The sequence below is a fragment of the Citrobacter europaeus genome (genome assembly GCA_020099315.1).
GTDB lineage: Bacteria > Pseudomonadota > Gammaproteobacteria > Enterobacterales > Enterobacteriaceae > Citrobacter > Citrobacter europaeus.
This window is the reverse complement of record CP083650.1, coordinates 1,338,403-1,355,919: the sequence shown is the minus strand read 5'-3', so window position 1 is coordinate 1,355,919 and position 17,517 is coordinate 1,338,403. Positions and strand designations below refer to the sequence as shown.

Below are 17,517 nucleotides of genomic sequence, written 5' to 3'. Positions count from 1 at the left end.
AATGACACCAGGCGGACAAGCTCAAATAGGTAATGTTGATCTCGTAAAACAGCTTAACAGCGCGGCGGTTTATCGCCTGATTGACCAGCATGGGCCAATCTCGCGAATTCAAATTGCCGAGCAAAGCCAGCTTGCCCCCGCCAGCGTAACTAAAATTACGCGTCAGTTGATTGAACGCGGGCTGATCAAAGAAGTCGATCAGCAGGCCTCCACCGGGGGCCGCCGCGCTATCTCTATCGTCACCGAAACCCGCAATTTCCACGCCATCGGCGTACGCCTGGGCCGTCACGACACGACGCTCACGCTCTATGATATGAGCAGTAAAGTGGTCGCCGAAGAGCATTACCCTCTCCCGGAGCGCACCCAGGAAACGCTGGAGTATGCCCTGCTCAACACCATTGCAACGTTTATTGAGAGCTGCCAGCGGAAAATCCGTGAGCTGATTGCGATTTCCGTCATTCTGCCTGGCCTGGTTGATCCTGAAAGCGGCGTCATCCGCTATATGCCGCACATTCAGGTCGAAAACTGGGGGCTGGTCGAAGCGCTCGAAAAACGCTTCAAGGTTACCTGCTTTGTCGGTCACGATATCCGCAGTCTGGCGCTGGCTGAGCACTATTTCGGGGCAAGCCAGGATTGCGAAGACTCCATTTTAGTGCGAGTTCACCGCGGAACCGGGGCGGGAATTATTTCCAATGGCCGAATTTTCATCGGTCGCAATGGCAACGTGGGCGAGATTGGTCACATTCAGGTTGAACCGCTGGGTGAGCGCTGTCACTGCGGTAACTTCGGCTGTCTGGAAACCATTGCCGCCAATGCCTCCATCGAACACCGCGTGCAGAACTTATTGAAACAGGGTTATCCAAGCCGGCTAACGCTGGATGATTGCAGCATTAAAGCTATCTGTAAGGCGGCAAATAAAGGCGATAATCTGGCAGCAGAAGTCATTGAGCACGTTGGTCGCCACCTGGGTAAAACCATCGCCATCGCTATCAACCTGTTTAACCCACAAAAAATCGTCATTGCGGGCGAAATTACCGAGGCTGATAAAGTGCTGCTGCCTGCAATAGAAAGCTGTATCAACACGCAGGCGTTGAAAGCGTTTCGCCACAATTTACCGGTGGTTCGTTCCACGCTGGATCACCGCTCTGCCATTGGCGCCTTTGCGTTGGTGAAGCGTGCGATGCTCAACGGTACACTGCTGCAACGTTTGCTGGAAAACTAATACACGTCATCCTTCGAGCTGCCTCTGCGTTAGCTGCATCTGCGAACCCCGGTCACTTACTTCAGTAAGCTCCAGGGGTTCGCAGACTTGCCGCCTTGATGCAACTCGAATGATGTAGTGTATTTTGTGTATAGTAATGCCTTCTTTTTTTAATGTCGGATTGTCCATGGCCATTAAGAATGTAATTTGTGATATCGACGGCGTGCTGATGCACGACAATGTTGCCGTACCAGGTGCGGCAGAATTTCTGACTGGGATCCTGGAAAAAGGCCTGCCGTTAGTTCTGCTGACCAATTACCCTTCACAGACCGGGCAAGATCTGGCGAACCGCTTCGCCACCGCGGGTGTAAATGTCCCTGATAGCGTCTTTTATACTTCCGCCATGGCTACCGCTGACTTTCTACGCCGCCAGGAAGGGAAAAAAGCCTATGTGGTGGGTGAAGGCGCGTTAATTCACGAACTGTATAAAGCCGGATTTACCATTACCGACGTGAACCCCGATTTTGTGATTGTTGGCGAGACGCGTTCCTATAACTGGGACATGATGCATAAAGCGGCATATTTTGTGGCCAACGGCGCGCGTTTCATTGCCACAAACCCGGATACTCACGGTCGCGGCTTTTATCCCGCCTGCGGTGCGCTGTGCGCGGGTATCGAAAAAATATCTGGCCGCAAGCCGTTTTATGTCGGCAAGCCCAGCCCGTGGATTATTCGCGCGGCGCTCAATAAAATGCAGGCGCACTCGGAAGAGACCGTTATCGTTGGCGACAACCTGCGTACCGACATTCTGGCGGGCTTCCAGGCCGGTCTCGAAACCATCCTGGTATTGTCTGGCGTTTCGACGCTCGACGACATTGACAGCATGCCGTTCAGACCAAGCTGGATTTACCCGTCCGTCGCTGAAATTGATGTGATTTGATTCGCAGGCCGGATAAGACATGAGTTCGTCTTGTTCGGCAAATTTGCGGCGTTATTGCCGGTAGGCAGTATCAACACCTTATCCGGCATACGGAAACCCTTCCATTTAATAAAACAGCCATAAAAATACCGATTCGTTAATAAACACGTCTATTATGTAATCTTTTTTCACCAATCCACAATGACCATTGCGTTTTTTATTTTCTGACCCGTAATTCGCTTGCGCCCTCTCCAGCTTTGCGGCATTTTCTTTATCAAGCAAACATAAAAAGCATCACGCAACAGGTTAACGGAGAAGGTTATGTGTTCTATTTTTGGCGTATTCGATATTAAAACTGACGCAGTTGAACTGCGTAAAAAAGCCCTGGAATTGTCTCGTCTGATGCGCCATCGCGGCCCGGACTGGTCGGGTATTTACGCCAGTGATAACGCCATTCTGGCACACGAACGTCTGTCCATCGTCGACGTCAACGCCGGTGCTCAGCCGCTGTACAACGTGAAGAAAACGCATATCCTGGCGGTTAACGGTGAAATTTATAACCACCAGGCGCTGCGCGCTGAGTACGGCGATCGCTATCAGTTCCAGACGGGTTCCGACTGCGAAGTTATCCTCGCGCTGTATCAGGAAAAAGGCCCAGAGTTTCTGGATGACCTGCAAGGCATGTTTGCTTTTGCCCTGTATGACAGCGAGCAAGACGCTTATCTGATCGGTCGCGATCATATCGGGATCATCCCACTGTATATGGGTTACGACGAGCACGGTAACTTCTACGTCGCGTCTGAAATGAAAGCCCTGGTTCCCGTGTGCCGCACAATCAAAGAATTCCCGGCCGGTAGCTATTTATGGAGTAAAGACGGCGAAATTCGTCAGTACTACCAGCGCGACTGGTTTGAATATGATGCGGTAAAAGACAACGTTACCGATAAAAACGAGCTGCGTCAGGCGCTGGAAGATGCGGTGAAAAGCCACCTGATGTCAGATGTTCCTTATGGAGTACTGCTGTCCGGCGGTCTGGATTCCTCCGTCATTTCCGCGATCACTAAAAAATACGCGGCGCGCCGTGTTGAAGATCAGGAACGTAGCGAAGCCTGGTGGCCACAGTTGCACTCCTTCGCAGTCGGCCTGGAAGGCGCACCGGATCTGAAAGCCGCACAGGAAGTAGCGAACCATCTGGGTACCGTGCACCATGAGATCCACTTCACCGTGCAGGAAGGCCTGGATGCTATCCGCGACGTGATTTATCACATCGAAACTTACGATGTCACGACGATTCGCGCCTCGACGCCAATGTACTTAATGTCGCGTAAAATTAAAGCGATGGGCATTAAAATGGTGCTGTCGGGTGAAGGCTCTGACGAAGTATTTGGCGGCTATCTCTATTTCCACAAAGCGCCAGATGCAAAAGAACTGCACGAAGAAACCGTGCGCAAGCTGCAGGCGCTGCATATGTTCGACTGCGCCCGAGCCAACAAAGCGATGTCAGCCTGGGGGGTTGAAGCTCGCGTGCCTTTCCTGGATAAGAAATTCCTTGATGTGGCGATGCGCATCAACCCACAGGATAAAATGTGCGGCAACGGTAAAATGGAAAAACACGTTCTGCGCGAATGTTTTGAGTCCTACCTGCCGGCAAGCGTCGCATGGCGTCAGAAAGAGCAGTTCTCTGATGGTGTCGGTTACAGCTGGATTGATACCTTGAAAGAGGTGGCTGCTGAGCAAGTTTCTGACCAACAACTGGAAACCGCCAGCTTCCGCTTCCCTTACAACACGCCATCGTCGAAAGAAGCGTACTTGTACCGTGAGATTTTCGAAGAGCTGTTCCCGGTTGCGAGCGCTGCGGAATGCGTACCGGGCGGGCCGTCGGTTGCCTGTTCTTCTGCCAAAGCGATCGAATGGGATGAGGCGTTTAAAACCATGAACGATCCATCTGGTCGTGCGGTTGGCGTGCATCAGTCCGCGTACAAATAAGTCAATCCTTAGAAAAGAGCCCTGCAGGGCTCTTTTTTTATGTCTGTTTTCTGTGCAAAAAAACAATTAATAACTAATAATTGCCGAATATTGCGCCATGCTGTTCGCAACCTAACCAAACAGTCACATTCCAGCTATTTTCAATGAAAAAGGGGTTGACGCTTCAAGGCTCAATACGCATAATGCGCCCCGCAACGCCGATAAGGTTACGCGAAAAAAAGATGGCTACGTAGCTCAGCTGGTTAGAGCACATCACTCATAATGATGGGGTCACAGGTTCGAATCCCGTCGTAGCCACCATCTTTTTTGCGGGAGTGGCGAAATTGGTAGACGCACCAGATTTAGGTTCTGGCGCCGCAAGGTGTGCGAGTTCAAGTCTCGCCTCCCGCACCATTCACCCGTAAGCGTTGCACGGATGGGGTATCGCCAAGCGGTAAGGCACCGGTTTTTGATACCGGCATTCCCTGGTTCGAATCCAGGTACCCCAGCCATTTTTTCTTCGATATAGCGGTTCACCGCAACGGTCATTGGGGTATCGCCAAGCGGTAAGGCACCGGTTTTTGATACCGGCATTCCCTGGTTCGAATCCAGGTACCCCAGCCATCGAAGAATATGTTAGTATTTGGCTACGTAGCTCAGCTGGTTAGAGCACATCACTCATAATGATGGGGTCACAGGTTCGAATCCCGTCGTAGCCACCATATTAAGGACGTATCGACTCGTTCGGTAAATCCAAAAAATTGTTGGGGTATCGCCAAGCGGTAAGGCTCTGGTTTCTGATACCAGCATTCCGAGGTTCGAATCCTCGTACCCCAGCCAATTTCAAAAAGTCATCCACTCAGTGGGTGCGCCCGTTGGGGTATCGCCAAGCGGTAAGGCTCTGGTTTCTGATACCAGCATTCCGAGGTTCGAATCCTCGTACCCCAGCCATATTAAAAAAGCTCGCTTCGGCGAGCTTTTTGTTTTTCTGCATGTATCGCCTGATGGCGCTACGCCTGGCAGGCCTACACTCGTTATCTATAGGCCTGCCTGAATTACAATCCTAACGCATACTTCAGCGCCTGACGCTTCAGCACGCCTGCGCGCTCTGCGGCCATTAACCCGAGATTACGCATGATACGCAGCGGCTGCAGGTTGTTGCTAAATCCGGCGTAAAACAGATCCATGCCGCTTTGCATGATGAAATTATCAGTCATACGACGGTTCTGATAACGCTTCAGCACCGGCTGACTAGCCCAGGACTCGCCATAGCTGCGCGCATTCACCAGCACATCAATCAGCGCATCCACATCACGGAACCCCAGATTAACGCCCTGCCCCGCCAGCGGGTGAATGGTATGCGCGGCATCACCTACCAGCGCAAGGCCTGGCTGCACATATTGCAGCGCGTGACGGCGCGTAAGCGGGAATGCCCCCGCCGCCACAGGCGTAACGTTACCGAGTCGTGTAGGGAAATGTTTGGCGATCTCCGCCTGCAGTTGCGACATGCTCAACCCCTGCAACTGGCGGATTCGCGCCGGTGAGTCATACCACACCAGCGAGGCCCAGTTATCGAACAGCGGTAAAAACGCGCGCGGACCGTCTGGGGTAAATTGCTGCCAGGTGCTGTCTCCCGGTGAATTCTCGCATTGCACGGTAATCAACATACAGGACTGCGCGTATTGCCAGGCATGAATACCAATCCCTGCCATTTTCCGCACCTGAGAATTTGCGCCATCCGCACCGATGACCAGCCTGGCGCTGATCTTTTCACCGCCTGCCAGTTCAAGCTCATGTCGATCGTTATGTTGATGCAAAGAGAGAAGCGACGCAGGCACGCGCAACGTGACTTTAGGGTGGGCTTCCAGCGCCTGCCAGAGTGCCTGTTGCAGAACCGTGTTTTCCACCATATAACCCAGCAAGGGTAGCTTAAGCTCGGCGGCATCAAACATCACATGGGCATTTTCCCATTCCCACGTTTCCAGACGACGATAAGGATGGCTGCGCATCCCCTGAACCGTATCCCAGACGCCCAGCCCCTTCAGCAGCGACACGGAGGCGGAACTGATGGCCGAAATTCTGACATCAGGCTGTCCGTCTGCCACAAACGGCGCAGGAACGGCATGTTCAATGACCGTTACCGCAAATCCATGCTGCGCCAGTCCCAGCGCCAGCGCGCCGCCGACCATCCCCCCGCCGACAATGGCAATTTCCGTTGGTTGATTTGTCATGGTCAATTATCCTGTTACATGTATTGCGTAAGTTTACAGGATTTTTTACCCCTTGAGGCTGACATCCGTCATACTGGTCACAACCGCGCCAAAGCAGTACACTATGCGCCCTGCATTTCAGCCACAATTTCGCAAGAGCAAGTCGATGACCAAAAAACTCCATATTAAAACCTGGGGCTGTCAGATGAACGAATACGATTCATCGAAGATGGCCGATCTGCTGGATGCCACTCATGGGTATCAACTGACCGACGTGGCCGAAGAAGCGGATGTGCTGCTGCTGAATACCTGCTCTATCCGTGAGAAGGCTCAGGAAAAAGTCTTCCATCAGTTGGGTCGCTGGAAGCTGTTAAAAGAGAAGAATCCCAAGCTCATCATCGGTGTCGGTGGTTGTGTTGCGTCTCAGGAAGGCGACCACATTCGCCAGCGCGCCCACTATGTCGATATTATTTTTGGCCCGCAAACCCTGCACCGTCTGCCGGAAATGATCAACAAAGTGCGTGGAAGCACCACCCGTAGCCCGGTGGTTGATATCAGTTTCCCGGAGATCGAAAAGTTCGACCGTCTGCCGGAGCCGCGTGCTGAAGGCCCAAGCGCGTTTGTGTCCATCATGGAAGGTTGTAATAAATATTGTACTTACTGCGTGGTGCCATACACCCGCGGTGAGGAAGTCAGCCGTCCGGCGGATGATATTCTGTTTGAAATCGCCCAGCTTGCGGCGCAAGGCGTGCGTGAAGTGAACCTGCTGGGGCAAAACGTGAACGCCTGGCGTGGTGAGAACTACGACGGCACGACAGGATCGTTTGCCGATCTGCTGCGTCTGGTCGCGGCGATCGACGGCATTGACCGCATCCGCTTCACCACCAGCCATCCGATCGAATTCACCGATGATATCGTTGAAGTTTATCGTGATACGCCGGAACTGGTGAGCTTCCTGCACCTGCCGGTACAGAGCGGTTCAGATCGCGTGCTGAATCTGATGGGGCGCACCCATACCGCGTTGGAATATAAAGCGATCATCCGCAAACTGCGCGCAGCGCGTCCGGATATCCAGATTAGCTCTGACTTCATTGTTGGTTTCCCGGGTGAAACCACGCAGGATTTCGAGCAGACCATGAAGCTTATCGCTGACGTCAACTTTGACATGAGCTACAGCTTTATCTTCTCTGCGCGTCCTGGCACCCCTGCTGCCGATATGGTTGACGACGTGCCGGAAGAAGAGAAAAAACAGCGTCTGTACATTCTGCAGGAGCGCATTAACCAGCAAGCCATGGCCTGGAGCCGTCGTATGGTCGGCACGACCCAGCGCATTCTGGTTGAAGGCACATCGCGTAAGAGCATCATGGAACTGTCAGGCCGTACCGAAAATAACCGTGTGGTGAACTTTGAAGGCACTCCGGAGATGGTCGGTAAGTTTGTTGATGTAGAAATTACCGATGTCTGGACTAACTCCCTGCGCGGTAAAGTGGTGCGCACCGAGGACGAAATGGGCCTGCGCATCGCAGAATCCCCTGAGTCGGTTATTGCGCGTACCCGCAAAGAAAACGATCTGGGCGTCGGTATTTATCAGCCTTAATCCTGCTGAAAAACGTAAACAAGGCCCGATGGCGCTATGCTTATCGGGCCAACACTCCCAGGCTCGCTGCTCCAGCGGGCCTTGTAATCAGCCCTGTCATCCCCATATTTATTGCAATGCTTGCGCCTTTCCCCCATGGCGTGAATAATTTCCTTAGATGCCGGTAAATGTTCAGCGTCCGGCGAGACATGCATAAGAGGAACAGTTTGAACATAGACACTCGCGAAATCACCCTTGAACCCGCAGACAACGCCCGCCTGTTGAGCCTTTGCGGCCCCTTTGATGACAACATCAAACAGCTGGAACGTCGTCTCGGCATCGAAATTAACCGTCGTGATAACCACTTTAAGCTGACCGGTCGCCCAATTTGCGTCACCGCAGCGGCAGATATTTTACGCAGCCTGTATGTCGATACCGCCCCAATGCGCGGTCAGACGCAGGACATTGAGCCTGAACAAATTCATCTGGCAATTAAAGAAGCGCGTGTGCTTGAGCAAAGCGCTGACAGCGTGCCGGAATTTGGCAAAGCGGTGAATATCAAAACCAAGCGCGGGGTAATCAAGCCGCGTACGCCAAACCAGGCACAGTACATTGCGAATATCCTCGACCACGACATCACCTTTGGCGTTGGCCCTGCGGGTACGGGTAAAACGTATCTCGCGGTTGCCGCTGCGGTCGATGCGCTTGAGCGTCAGGAGATCCGTCGAATTCTGCTGACCCGTCCGGCAGTTGAAGCGGGTGAAAAACTCGGTTTCCTGCCGGGAGATCTCAGCCAGAAAGTCGATCCGTATTTACGACCGCTGTATGACGCGCTATTCGAAATGCTCGGTTTTGAGAAGGTCGAAAAACTGATTGAGCGTAACGTCATTGAGGTTGCGCCGCTGGCCTATATGCGCGGTCGTACGTTAAATGATGCGTTCATCATTCTTGATGAAAGCCAGAACACCACCATCGAACAGATGAAAATGTTCCTGACCCGTATCGGCTTTAACTCCAAAGCGGTCATCACTGGCGATATCACCCAGATTGACCTGCCGCGTAGCACCAAATCCGGTCTGCGTCATGCCATTGAAGTGCTGGCTGAAGTCGACGAAATTAGTTTCAATTTCTTCCATAGCGAAGACGTGGTTCGCCATCCGGTGGTTGCCCGTATCGTCACGGCGTATGAAGCCTGGGAAGAAGCAGAACAGAAACGCAAAGCCGAGCAGGCAGCAGAACGCAAGCGTGAAGCTCAGGAGCAGGAACAAAAATGAGTCAGGTTATTCTCGATTTACAGCTGGCATGTGAAGACGAATCCGGTTTACCAACAGAAAGTCAGTTTCAGGGCTGGCTGGATGCGGTGATCCCGCAGTTTCAGGAAGAGTCAGAGGTGACCATTCGTCTGGTCGATGACGCGGAAAGTCACGAGCTGAACCTGACCTATCGCGGGAAAGATAAATCAACCAACGTGCTCTCATTCCCATTTGAAGCACCACCGGGCATTGAGATGCCTTTGCTGGGCGATTTGATCATCTGCCGTCAGGTCGTCGAGAAAGAAGCGCAGGAGCAAGGCAAACCGCTTGAGGCCCACTGGGCGCACATGGTGGTGCACGGTAGCCTGCATTTACTCGGCTACGACCATATCGAAGACGATGAAGCGGAAGAGATGGAATCCTTAGAAACAGAGATTATGCTTGCTCTGGGCTATGAGGATCCGTACATTGCCGAGAAAGAATAAGTATTTCGAAGTCTGGTAGGCCTGAAAAGGCGCAGCCGTCATCAGGTATTGCGCCTTATACTGTCCACCTGACTCGAAGTACGTTGAAGAAACATGCCGTCAACAGCTGAGTACACGCATGACGCGCTTTGGATTAACTAACATGAGAACCCATACGACGCCATGAGCGACGACAATTCACACAGTAGTGACACCTTAACCAGCAAAAAGGGATTTTTCTCCCTGTTACTGAGCCAACTTTTCCACGGTGAACCGAAAAACCGCGACGAACTGTTGGAGCTGATCCGTGATTCCGGGCAAAACGACCTTATCGATGAAGATACGCGCGATATGCTCGAAGGGGTGATGGACATTGCGGACCAACGCGTGCGCGACATCATGATCCCTCGCTCTCAGATGATTACCCTGAAACGCAACCAGACCCTGGACGAATGTCTCGATGTCATCATCGAGTCTGCCCACTCGCGTTTCCCGGTGATCAGCGAAGACAAAGATCACATCGAAGGGATTCTGATGGCCAAAGATCTGCTGCCGTTTATGCGCAGCGATGCCGAAGCCTTCAGCATGGAGAAAGTGTTACGCCAGGCGGTTGTCGTCCCTGAAAGCAAGCGGGTTGACCGCATGCTGAAAGAGTTCCGCTCCCAGCGTTATCATATGGCTATCGTCATCGACGAATTCGGTGGTGTCTCAGGTCTGGTGACCATTGAGGACATCCTTGAACTGATCGTGGGTGAAATTGAAGATGAGTACGACGAAGAAGACGATATTGATTTCCGTCAGCTCAGCCGCCACACCTGGACTATTCGCGCACTGGCGCCGATTGAAGACTTCAACGAAGCTTTCGGCACGCATTTCAGCGATGAAGAAGTCGACACCATCGGCGGGCTGGTCATGCAGGCCTTTGGGCATCTTCCCGCGCGCGGGGAGACTATCGACATTGATGGTTACCAGTTCAAAGTGGCAATGGCCGACAGCCGTCGTATTATTCAGGTTCATGTCAGAATTCCGGACGACTCACCCCAGCCCAAACTGGACGAATAAACCCGAAACTGGATCTAAGACTACATGGCATTTGCCCCATTAATTGAACGCCAGCGCATTCGCCTGCTGCTGGCGTTATTATTCGGTGCCTGCGGGACGCTGGCTTTCTCTCCGTATGATATCTGGCCCGCCGCGATCGTTTCGCTGATGGGCCTGCAGGCTCTCACCTTCAACCGCCGCCCGCTCCAGTCTGCCGCTATCGGCTACTTCTGGGGGCTGGGGCTGTTTGGCTCCGGCATCAATTGGGTTTACGTCAGCATCGCGCAGTTTGGCGGTATGCCGGGCCCGGTTAACGTCTTCCTCGTGGTTCTGCTTGCCGCATACCTTTCCCTCTACACTGGCCTGTTTGCCGGCGTTTTGGCGCGTCTGTGGCCGAAAACCACCTGGCTACGCGTGGCGATTGCCGCGCCGGTAGTCTGGCAAATCACTGAATTCCTGCGCGGCTGGGTACTGACCGGCTTCCCATGGCTGCAGTTTGGTTACAGCCAGATCGACGGTCCGTTAAAAGGGCTGGCGCCGGTAATGGGTGTTGAGGCGATTAACTTCCTGCTGATGATGGTTAGCGGTCTGCTGGCGCTGGCGCTGGTGACGCGTAACTGGCGTCCGCTGGTCGTCGGCGTCGTGCTATTCGCCCTGCCCTTTCCGCTGCGCTATATCCAGTGGTTCACGCTTGAGCCGGAAAAAACCACTCAGGTTTCGATGGTGCAGGGTGACATTCCTCAGTCGCTCAAATGGGATGAAGGTCAGTTACTCAACACTCTGAAGATTTATCTCGACGCCACCCAGCCCGAAATGGGCAAATCACAGCTAATCATCTGGCCAGAATCCGCTATTCCGGACCTGGAAATTAACCAGCAGCGTTTTCTGAGCATGATGGATGACCTGCTGAAATCGAAAAACAGCACGCTGATTACCGGTATTGTAGACGCGCGGCTGAACAAGCAGAATCGTTACGACACCTACAACACCATCATCACGTTGGGTAAAGACAGTCCGTACAGCTACGACTCCAGCAACCGCTATAACAAAAACCATTTGGTACCATTTGGCGAGTTTGTTCCACTGGAATCAATCCTGCGCCCGTTAGCGCCGTTTTTTGACCTGCCAATGTCTTCGTTCAGCCGTGGCCCTTATGTGCAGCCACAACTGCATGCGCACGGCTTTAAGCTGACGGCAGCCATCTGCTACGAAATCATTCTTGGCGAACAGGTACGTGATAACTTCCGCCCGGATACGGACTACCTGCTGACTATCTCCAACGATGCCTGGTTTGGTAAATCCATTGGCCCGTGGCAGCACTTCCAGATGGCGCGGATGCGTTCCCTCGAGCTGGCGCGTCCCCTGCTGCGTAGCACCAATAACGGTATTACGGCGGTGATTGGTCCACAGGGTGAGATTCAGGCGATGATCCCGCAGTTTACCCGCCAGGTTCTGACCACCAGCGTGACGCCAACGACGGGCTTAACCCCTTATGCCCGTACCGGTAACTGGCCACTCTGGCTGCTTACCGCGCTGTTTGGCTTTGGTGCTGTGGTAATGAGCCTGCGCCAACGTCGTAAGTAATCCACCTCCCCTGGCCGGATAACGTCTCGTTTATCCGGCCCAAAACACATCTCTCTTCCCATTCTGGCACGTCTATTGCTTTGTTCTACAAGGCAAACGCTGTTTTGGCTGAATGTGCAACCTGGTCGCACCAAAGTTGAGCGCCGGTAGCACCTGAAAAGTGCAACAAGATATTTTTGCCCCCAAATGGTGCGGCGCACTTCGCAAAAATAAACAATAACACAGCAAATTCTTTACATTCATCCAAACTAAATGTTAACAAACACATACAAGACTGCACGTTTTAGTAGCAAACAATAACAACATCACAATGGGTATCAATGCGTCACTGGCGCAGACGATAAAGGAGTTGGATATGCAATTACGTAAGCTCGCCACTGCCATGCTGGTTATGGGAATGTCCGCCGGTCTGGCGCACGCAGAAGACGCAGCACCAGCGGCAGGCAGCACGCTGGACAAGATCGCCAAAAACGGCGTGATTGTGGTCGGCCACCGTGAATCATCGGTACCGTTCTCTTACTACGATAATCAGCAAAAAGTGGTCGGTTATTCACAGGATTACTCCAACGCAATCGTTGAAGCCGTGAAGAAAAAGCTGAACAAGCCTGACCTGCAGGTGAAACTGATCCCGATTACTTCACAAAACCGTATCCCGCTGCTGCAAAACGGCACCTTTGACTTTGAATGTGGCTCCACCACCAACAACGTCGAGCGCCAAAAACAAGCGGCTTTCTCTGACACCATTTTCGTTGTCGGCACTCGTCTGCTGGCGAAAAAAGGCGGCGACGTCAAAGATTTCGCCGATCTGAAAGGTAAAGCCGTAGTCGTGACCTCGGGTACCACCTCAGAAGTGCTGCTGCACAAGCTGAACGAAGAACAAAAAATGGATATGCGCATCATCAGCGCGAAAGACCACGGTGACTCTTTCCGTACTCTGGAAAGCGGCCGCGCCGTTGCCTTTATGATGGATGACGCCCTGCTGGCTGGCGAGCGCGCGAAGGCGAAGAAACCAGACAACTGGGAGATCGTCGGCAAACCGCAGTCTCAGGAAGCCTACGGCTGTATGCTGCGCAAAGATGACCCTGAGTTCAAAAAGCTGATGGACGACACTATCGCCAAGGCGCAGACCTCAGGCGATGCTGAGAAATGGTTTGATAAGTGGTTTAAAAATCCAATTCCACCGAAGAACCTGAACATGAATTTCGAACTGTCGGACGAGATGAAAGCCCTGTTCAAAGAACCGAATGATAAAGCGCTTAACTAACTAAAATAAATGGGGCGAGTTCACCTTGCCCTCTCGATTGCTACTCGGCACGGACAGACTATAAGCCTGATGGTCGTTCCCCATCAGGCCTGAAAACCGCAAAACGCCGAATAACAATCTTCGAGGGTAGCGCTGCTACCCTTTTTTTTCTGGAGTAGATTTATGTCTATAGACTGGAACTGGGGTATTTTTTTACAACAAGCCCCGTTCGGCAACACCACCTATCTCGGCTGGCTCTGGAGTGGTTTCCAGGTCACGGTCGCGTTATCCATCACCGCCTGGATTATCGCTTTCCTCATAGGCTCTTTATTCGGCATCTTACGTACCGTTCCAAATCGTTTCCTTTCTGGGATCGGCACGCTGTACGTTGAGCTGTTTCGTAACGTTCCGCTCATCGTCCAGTTTTTTACCTGGTATCTGGTCATTCCCGAACTGCTGCCGGAAAACATTGGGATGTGGTTCAAAGCTGAGTTGGATCCCAACATTCAGTTCTTCCTCTCATCGATGCTCTGTCTGGGGCTGTTTACCGCCGCGCGCGTCTGTGAACAGGTTCGTGCCGCTATTCAGTCTCTGCCTCGTGGGCAGAAAAACGCTGCGCTGGCGATGGGGCTAACGTTGCCGCAGGCCTACCGTTATGTGCTGCTGCCAAACGCTTACCGCGTGATTGTTCCGCCAATGACCTCAGAGATGATGAACCTGGTGAAGAACTCCGCGATCGCCTCCACTATCGGCCTGGTCGATATGGCGGCGCAGGCGGGTAAGCTGCTGGATTACTCCGCCCACGCATGGGAATCGTTTACCGCCATCACTCTGGCCTACGTCCTGATTAACGCCGTCATCATGCTGGTGATGAATCTCGTTGAACGTAAAATCCGCCTGCCTGGCAATTTGGGAGGCAAATAATGTACGAATTTGACTGGAGTTCTATCGTCCCTTCCCTGCCGTATTTGCTGGATGGGCTGATCATCACGCTGAAAATCACCGTTACAGCAGTGGTCATTGGTATTGTCTGGGGAACCATCCTCGCAGTGATGCGTTTGTCCAGCTTCGCACCAATTGCCTGGTTTGCGAAAGGCTACGTCAATGTGTTCCGTTCCATTCCGCTGGTAATGGTGCTGCTGTGGTTCTACCTGATTGTGCCAGGCTTCCTGCAAAACGTACTGGGTCTGTCGCCAAAAACCGATATTCGCCTGATCTCAGCAATGGTCGCGTTTTCGATGTTTGAAGCCGCATACTATTCCGAGATTATCCGTGCTGGTATCCAGAGTATTTCTCGTGGGCAATCCAGCGCTGCGCTGGCGCTGGGGATGACCCACTGGCAGTCGATGAAGCTCATCATTCTGCCGCAGGCATTCCGCGCAATGGTGCCGCTGCTGCTTACCCAGGGCATCGTACTCTTCCAGGACACCTCGCTGGTTTATGTATTAAGTCTGGCAGACTTCTTCCGTACCGCCTCCACCATTGGCGAGCGTGACGGCACGCAGGTTGAAATGATCCTGTTTGCTGGCGCCGTTTATTTTGTATTCAGTCTGAGCGCATCGTTGTTGGTCAGCTATTTGAAGAAAAGGACAGTTTAATGATTACCCTGAAAAATGTTTCTAAATGGTATGGTCACTTTCAGGTGCTGACCGACTGCTCCACGGAAGTGAAAAAAGGGGAAGTGGTGGTGGTCTGCGGCCCGTCAGGCTCAGGTAAATCAACGCTTATCAAAACGGTGAACGGGCTGGAGCCGGTACAACAGGGCGTTATCACCGTTGATGGCACAGTGGTGAATGATAAAAAAACCGATTTGGCTAAACTGCGCTCCCGCGTTGGTATGGTGTTCCAGCACTTTGAACTGTTCCCCCACCTGTCGATCATTGAGAACCTGACTCTGGCGCAGGTAAAAGTGCTTAAACGCGATAAAAAGCCGGCCCGCGACAAAGCGCAAAAGTTACTGGAACGCGTTGGTCTGTCAGCGCACGCCGATAAGTTTCCGGCTCAGCTCTCCGGGGGCCAACAACAGCGTGTCGCCATTGCCAGGGCGCTGTGTATGGATCCTATCGCCATGCTGTTTGACGAACCGACATCAGCGCTTGATCCTGAAATGATCAACGAAGTGCTGGACGTCATGGTTGAACTGGCCAATGAAGGGATGACCATGATGGTAGTCACCCACGAAATGGGCTTTGCGCGTAAAGTGGCGAACCGGGTGATCTTCATGGATGAAGGGAAAATTGTTGAAGACTCGCCGAAAGAAGAGTTCTTCGCTAATCCGAAATCAGACCGCGCCAAAGACTTCCTCGCGAAAATCCTGCATTAATCTTGCTGGCGCGCACCTCCATGTGCGCGCCACCTCACGATTTATCTCTTCACTTCTCGAAACAGGTACAGCCCAGCGTTAACCTTGTCACAAAGTCCCACTTACAAGGAGCAACAATGGCACTTCCTATCCTGTTTGATTGCGATCCAGGTCATGACGACGCTATCGCAATTGTTCTCGCCCTCGCCTCACCTGAACTGGATGTGAAAGCGATAACCTCATCTGCCGGTAACCAGACGCCCGACAAAACGCTGCGTAACGTATTACGCATGTTAACATTACTCAACCGTACGGATATCCCAGTGGCCGGTGGCGCAGTGAAACCACTGATGCGCGATCTGATTATTGCCGATAACGTCCACGGTGAGAGTGGGCTGGATGGCCCCGCGCTGCCGGAACCCGCTTTTGCGCCACTTGACTGTACCGCCGTGGAACTGATGGCAAAAACCCTGCGGGACAGCCCGGAACCGGTGACCATTGTCTCCACCGGGCCGCAAACTAACGTAGCATTGCTTCTGAATAGCCATCCTGAGCTGCACGCCAAAATCGCCCGTATCGTGATTATGGGCGGTGCAATGGGCCTCGGAAACTGGACCCCTGCCGCCGAGTTCAATATTTTCGTGGATCCTGAAGCCGCTGAAATCGTATTCCAGTCTGGCATTCCAGTGGTGATGGCTGGTCTGGACGTCACGCATAAAGCGCAAATACATCGCGAAGATACCGAACGATTCCGCGCGATCGGTAATCCCGTTTCGACGATTGTTGCAGAACTACTCGACTTCTTCTTTGAATATCACAAAGATGAAAAGTGGGGATTCATCGGCGCACCGCTGCATGACCCATGCACCATTGCCTGGCTGCTGAAACCAGAACTGTTTACCACCGTTGATCGTTGGGTTGGCGTGGAGACTCAGGGTAAATATACCCAGGGAATGACCGTGGTGGACTACTACTTCCTGAGCGGCAACAAGCCAAACGCCACCGTGATGGTGGATGTTGATCGCCAGGGGTTTGTCGATTTGCTGGCAGAACGGCTGAAGTTTTACGCCTAATACACGCCGGATGGCGCTAACGCTGATCCAGCCTACAAAATCGTGCAATTTGTAGGCCGGATAAGACGCTTTGCGTCGCCATCCGGCAATAAGCGATTACGGCTCAAACGGTCGGCGCTGGAACTGATCGTGTCCGCATTTCGGACATAATGGCAGCACATCCGGGGTGTAAACCGCCAAATGGAAGTGGCACTTCTCGCAGACCAGATTACCTAATCCGACCACCTCGCCGCTGTGATAAACCCCGTGATGACTGAGGTCCTGGAACACTTCGCGCCATTCGAGCTGCGTTTTATCGGTAATATCGGCCAGTTCCTGCCAGATACTCTCTTTGATAACCCGCATAAAGACGCTGTCTGTCTCCTCATCGAGACTTTCTTCATAGCTCAGAGCAAACTCTTCCAGGTCACGTCTGACGGCCCGGGTGACCTCTTCCACCTCGGTTCGCGTTAACTCCCCGGTCTGCATAACTCGTTGACGCGCCTGCTCCACCAACGCATCGATATCGCGTTCGCCATTACGCAGACGTTCGCTCAGTGAAGCCACCAGTTCACGGTAATATTGAGCAACCTTGTTCATCGCTTCGCCTCCTGGGTCGTTAACTGTCTATAATAATAGACGTTATTTACGCTACGCTTTGCAAGACTGTCCACAGAGTGTGTAAATTCGTGCAAGAATTATCCTTG

15 protein-coding genes and 7 tRNA genes are annotated in these 17,517 nt (G+C 52.7%); 20 read left to right on the top strand and 2 right to left on the bottom strand.

Translation table 11 applies throughout. From position 1 onward, the window contains the following. Nucleotide 1: 1 nt before the first annotated feature. The 10 genes from LA337_06290 to LA337_06245 all read left to right on the top strand — a co-directional run bounded on the left by LA337_06290 (nucleotide 2) and on the right by LA337_06245 (nucleotide 5,036). Nucleotides 2-1,222: an ROK family protein gene (locus tag LA337_06290; protein ID UBI17300.1), complete on the top strand. Its 1,221-nt coding sequence runs from the start codon at nucleotides 2-4 to the stop codon at nucleotides 1,220-1,222. Nucleotides 1,223-1,388: 166 nt separating this feature from the next. Next, nucleotides 1,389-2,141: a ribonucleotide monophosphatase NagD gene (gene nagD / locus LA337_06285; protein ID UBI17299.1), complete on the top strand. Its 753-nt coding sequence runs from the start codon at nucleotides 1,389-1,391 to the stop codon at nucleotides 2,139-2,141. Between the two features lie 300 nt (nucleotides 2,142-2,441). After that, on the top strand, nucleotides 2,442-4,106 hold the full coding sequence (gene asnB, locus LA337_06280) for an asparagine synthase B (protein ID UBI17298.1): 1,665 nt from the start codon (nucleotides 2,442-2,444) through the stop codon (nucleotides 4,104-4,106). Nucleotides 4,107-4,329: 223 nt separating this feature from the next. Further along, nucleotides 4,330-4,406: transfer RNA gene (locus LA337_06275), tRNA-Met, on the top strand. An 8-nt stretch (nucleotides 4,407-4,414) separates the two neighbouring features. Beyond that, nucleotides 4,415-4,499: transfer RNA gene (locus LA337_06270), tRNA-Leu, on the top strand. Between the two features lie 23 nt (nucleotides 4,500-4,522). Then, nucleotides 4,523-4,597 (top strand) — tRNA-Gln (locus LA337_06265). 37 nt (nucleotides 4,598-4,634) lie between these two features. After that, nucleotides 4,635-4,709, top strand: a tRNA-Gln gene (locus LA337_06260). Nucleotides 4,710-4,730: 21 nt separating this feature from the next. Next, nucleotides 4,731-4,807 (top strand) — tRNA-Met (locus LA337_06255). 43 nt (nucleotides 4,808-4,850) lie between these two features. Next, nucleotides 4,851-4,925, top strand: a tRNA-Gln gene (locus tag LA337_06250). 36 nt (nucleotides 4,926-4,961) lie between these two features. Continuing rightward, a tRNA-Gln gene (locus LA337_06245) sits at nucleotides 4,962-5,036 on the top strand. Nucleotides 5,037-5,140: 104 nt separating this feature from the next. On the opposite strand, the gene ubiF is transcribed toward LA337_06245, so the two are convergent. Continuing rightward, nucleotides 5,141-6,316: a 2-octaprenyl-3-methyl-6-methoxy-1,4-benzoquinol hydroxylase gene (ubiF, locus tag LA337_06240; protein ID UBI17297.1), complete on the bottom strand. Its 1,176-nt coding sequence runs from the start codon at nucleotides 6,314-6,316 to the stop codon at nucleotides 5,141-5,143. Nucleotides 6,317-6,461: 145 nt separating this feature from the next. Here ubiF and miaB point away from each other — a divergent pair, with 145 nt between their 5' ends. The 10 genes from miaB to rihA all read left to right on the top strand — a co-directional run bounded on the left by miaB (nucleotide 6,462) and on the right by rihA (nucleotide 16,831). Next, nucleotides 6,462-7,892, top strand: coding sequence for a tRNA (N6-isopentenyl adenosine(37)-C2)-methylthiotransferase MiaB (miaB, locus tag LA337_06235; GenBank protein ID UBI17296.1), 1,431 nt, complete (start codon nucleotides 6,462-6,464; stop codon nucleotides 7,890-7,892). A 206-nt stretch (nucleotides 7,893-8,098) separates the two neighbouring features. After that, nucleotides 8,099-9,145, top strand: a complete 1,047-nt coding sequence (locus tag LA337_06230; GenBank protein UBI17295.1) for a PhoH family protein — start codon at nucleotides 8,099-8,101, stop codon at nucleotides 9,143-9,145. Next, a complete protein-coding gene (gene ybeY, locus LA337_06225; GenBank protein UBI17294.1) occupies nucleotides 9,142-9,609 on the top strand; it encodes an rRNA maturation RNase YbeY in 468 nt (155 codons plus the stop codon). Before LA337_06230 ends, ybeY begins: the two co-directional genes overlap by 4 nt. Before the next feature lie 162 nt (nucleotides 9,610-9,771). Beyond that, the gene (corC, locus tag LA337_06220) at nucleotides 9,772-10,650 is read left to right on the top strand and encodes a CNNM family magnesium/cobalt transport protein CorC (protein UBI17293.1); all 879 of its coding nucleotides are present in this window, start codon (nucleotides 9,772-9,774) and stop codon (nucleotides 10,648-10,650) included. A gap of 24 nt (nucleotides 10,651-10,674) precedes the next feature. After that, the gene (lnt, locus tag LA337_06215; protein UBI17292.1) at nucleotides 10,675-12,213 is read left to right on the top strand and encodes an apolipoprotein N-acyltransferase; all 1,539 of its coding nucleotides are present in this window, start codon (nucleotides 10,675-10,677) and stop codon (nucleotides 12,211-12,213) included. A gap of 355 nt (nucleotides 12,214-12,568) precedes the next feature. Further along, entirely contained in the window at nucleotides 12,569-13,477 is a 909-nt protein-coding gene (gene gltI / locus LA337_06210) for a glutamate/aspartate ABC transporter substrate-binding protein GltI (GenBank protein UBI17291.1), read from the top strand. Between the two features lie 162 nt (nucleotides 13,478-13,639). After that, the gene (gene gltJ, locus LA337_06205; GenBank protein UBI17290.1) at nucleotides 13,640-14,380 is read left to right on the top strand and encodes a glutamate/aspartate ABC transporter permease GltJ; all 741 of its coding nucleotides are present in this window, start codon (nucleotides 13,640-13,642) and stop codon (nucleotides 14,378-14,380) included. Beyond that, complete coding sequence (gene gltK, locus LA337_06200) at nucleotides 14,380-15,054, top strand: glutamate/aspartate ABC transporter permease GltK (protein ID UBI17289.1); 675 nt, start codon at nucleotides 14,380-14,382, stop codon at nucleotides 15,052-15,054. The genes gltJ and gltK overlap by 1 nt, the downstream gene beginning before the upstream one ends. Continuing rightward, nucleotides 15,054-15,779, top strand: a complete 726-nt coding sequence (gene gltL, locus LA337_06195; GenBank protein ID UBI17288.1) for a glutamate/aspartate ABC transporter ATP-binding protein GltL — start codon at nucleotides 15,054-15,056, stop codon at nucleotides 15,777-15,779. The genes gltK and gltL overlap by 1 nt, the downstream gene beginning before the upstream one ends. Nucleotides 15,780-15,895: 116 nt before the next feature. Continuing rightward, the gene (gene rihA / locus LA337_06190) at nucleotides 15,896-16,831 is read left to right on the top strand and encodes a pyrimidine-specific ribonucleoside hydrolase RihA (GenBank protein UBI17287.1); all 936 of its coding nucleotides are present in this window, start codon (nucleotides 15,896-15,898) and stop codon (nucleotides 16,829-16,831) included. A 96-nt stretch (nucleotides 16,832-16,927) separates the two neighbouring features. On the opposite strand, the gene LA337_06185 is transcribed toward rihA, so the two are convergent. Next, nucleotides 16,928-17,410, bottom strand: a complete 483-nt coding sequence (locus LA337_06185) for a zinc ribbon-containing protein (GenBank protein ID UBI17286.1) — start codon at nucleotides 17,408-17,410, stop codon at nucleotides 16,928-16,930. Nucleotides 17,411-17,517: the final 107 nt, after the last annotated feature.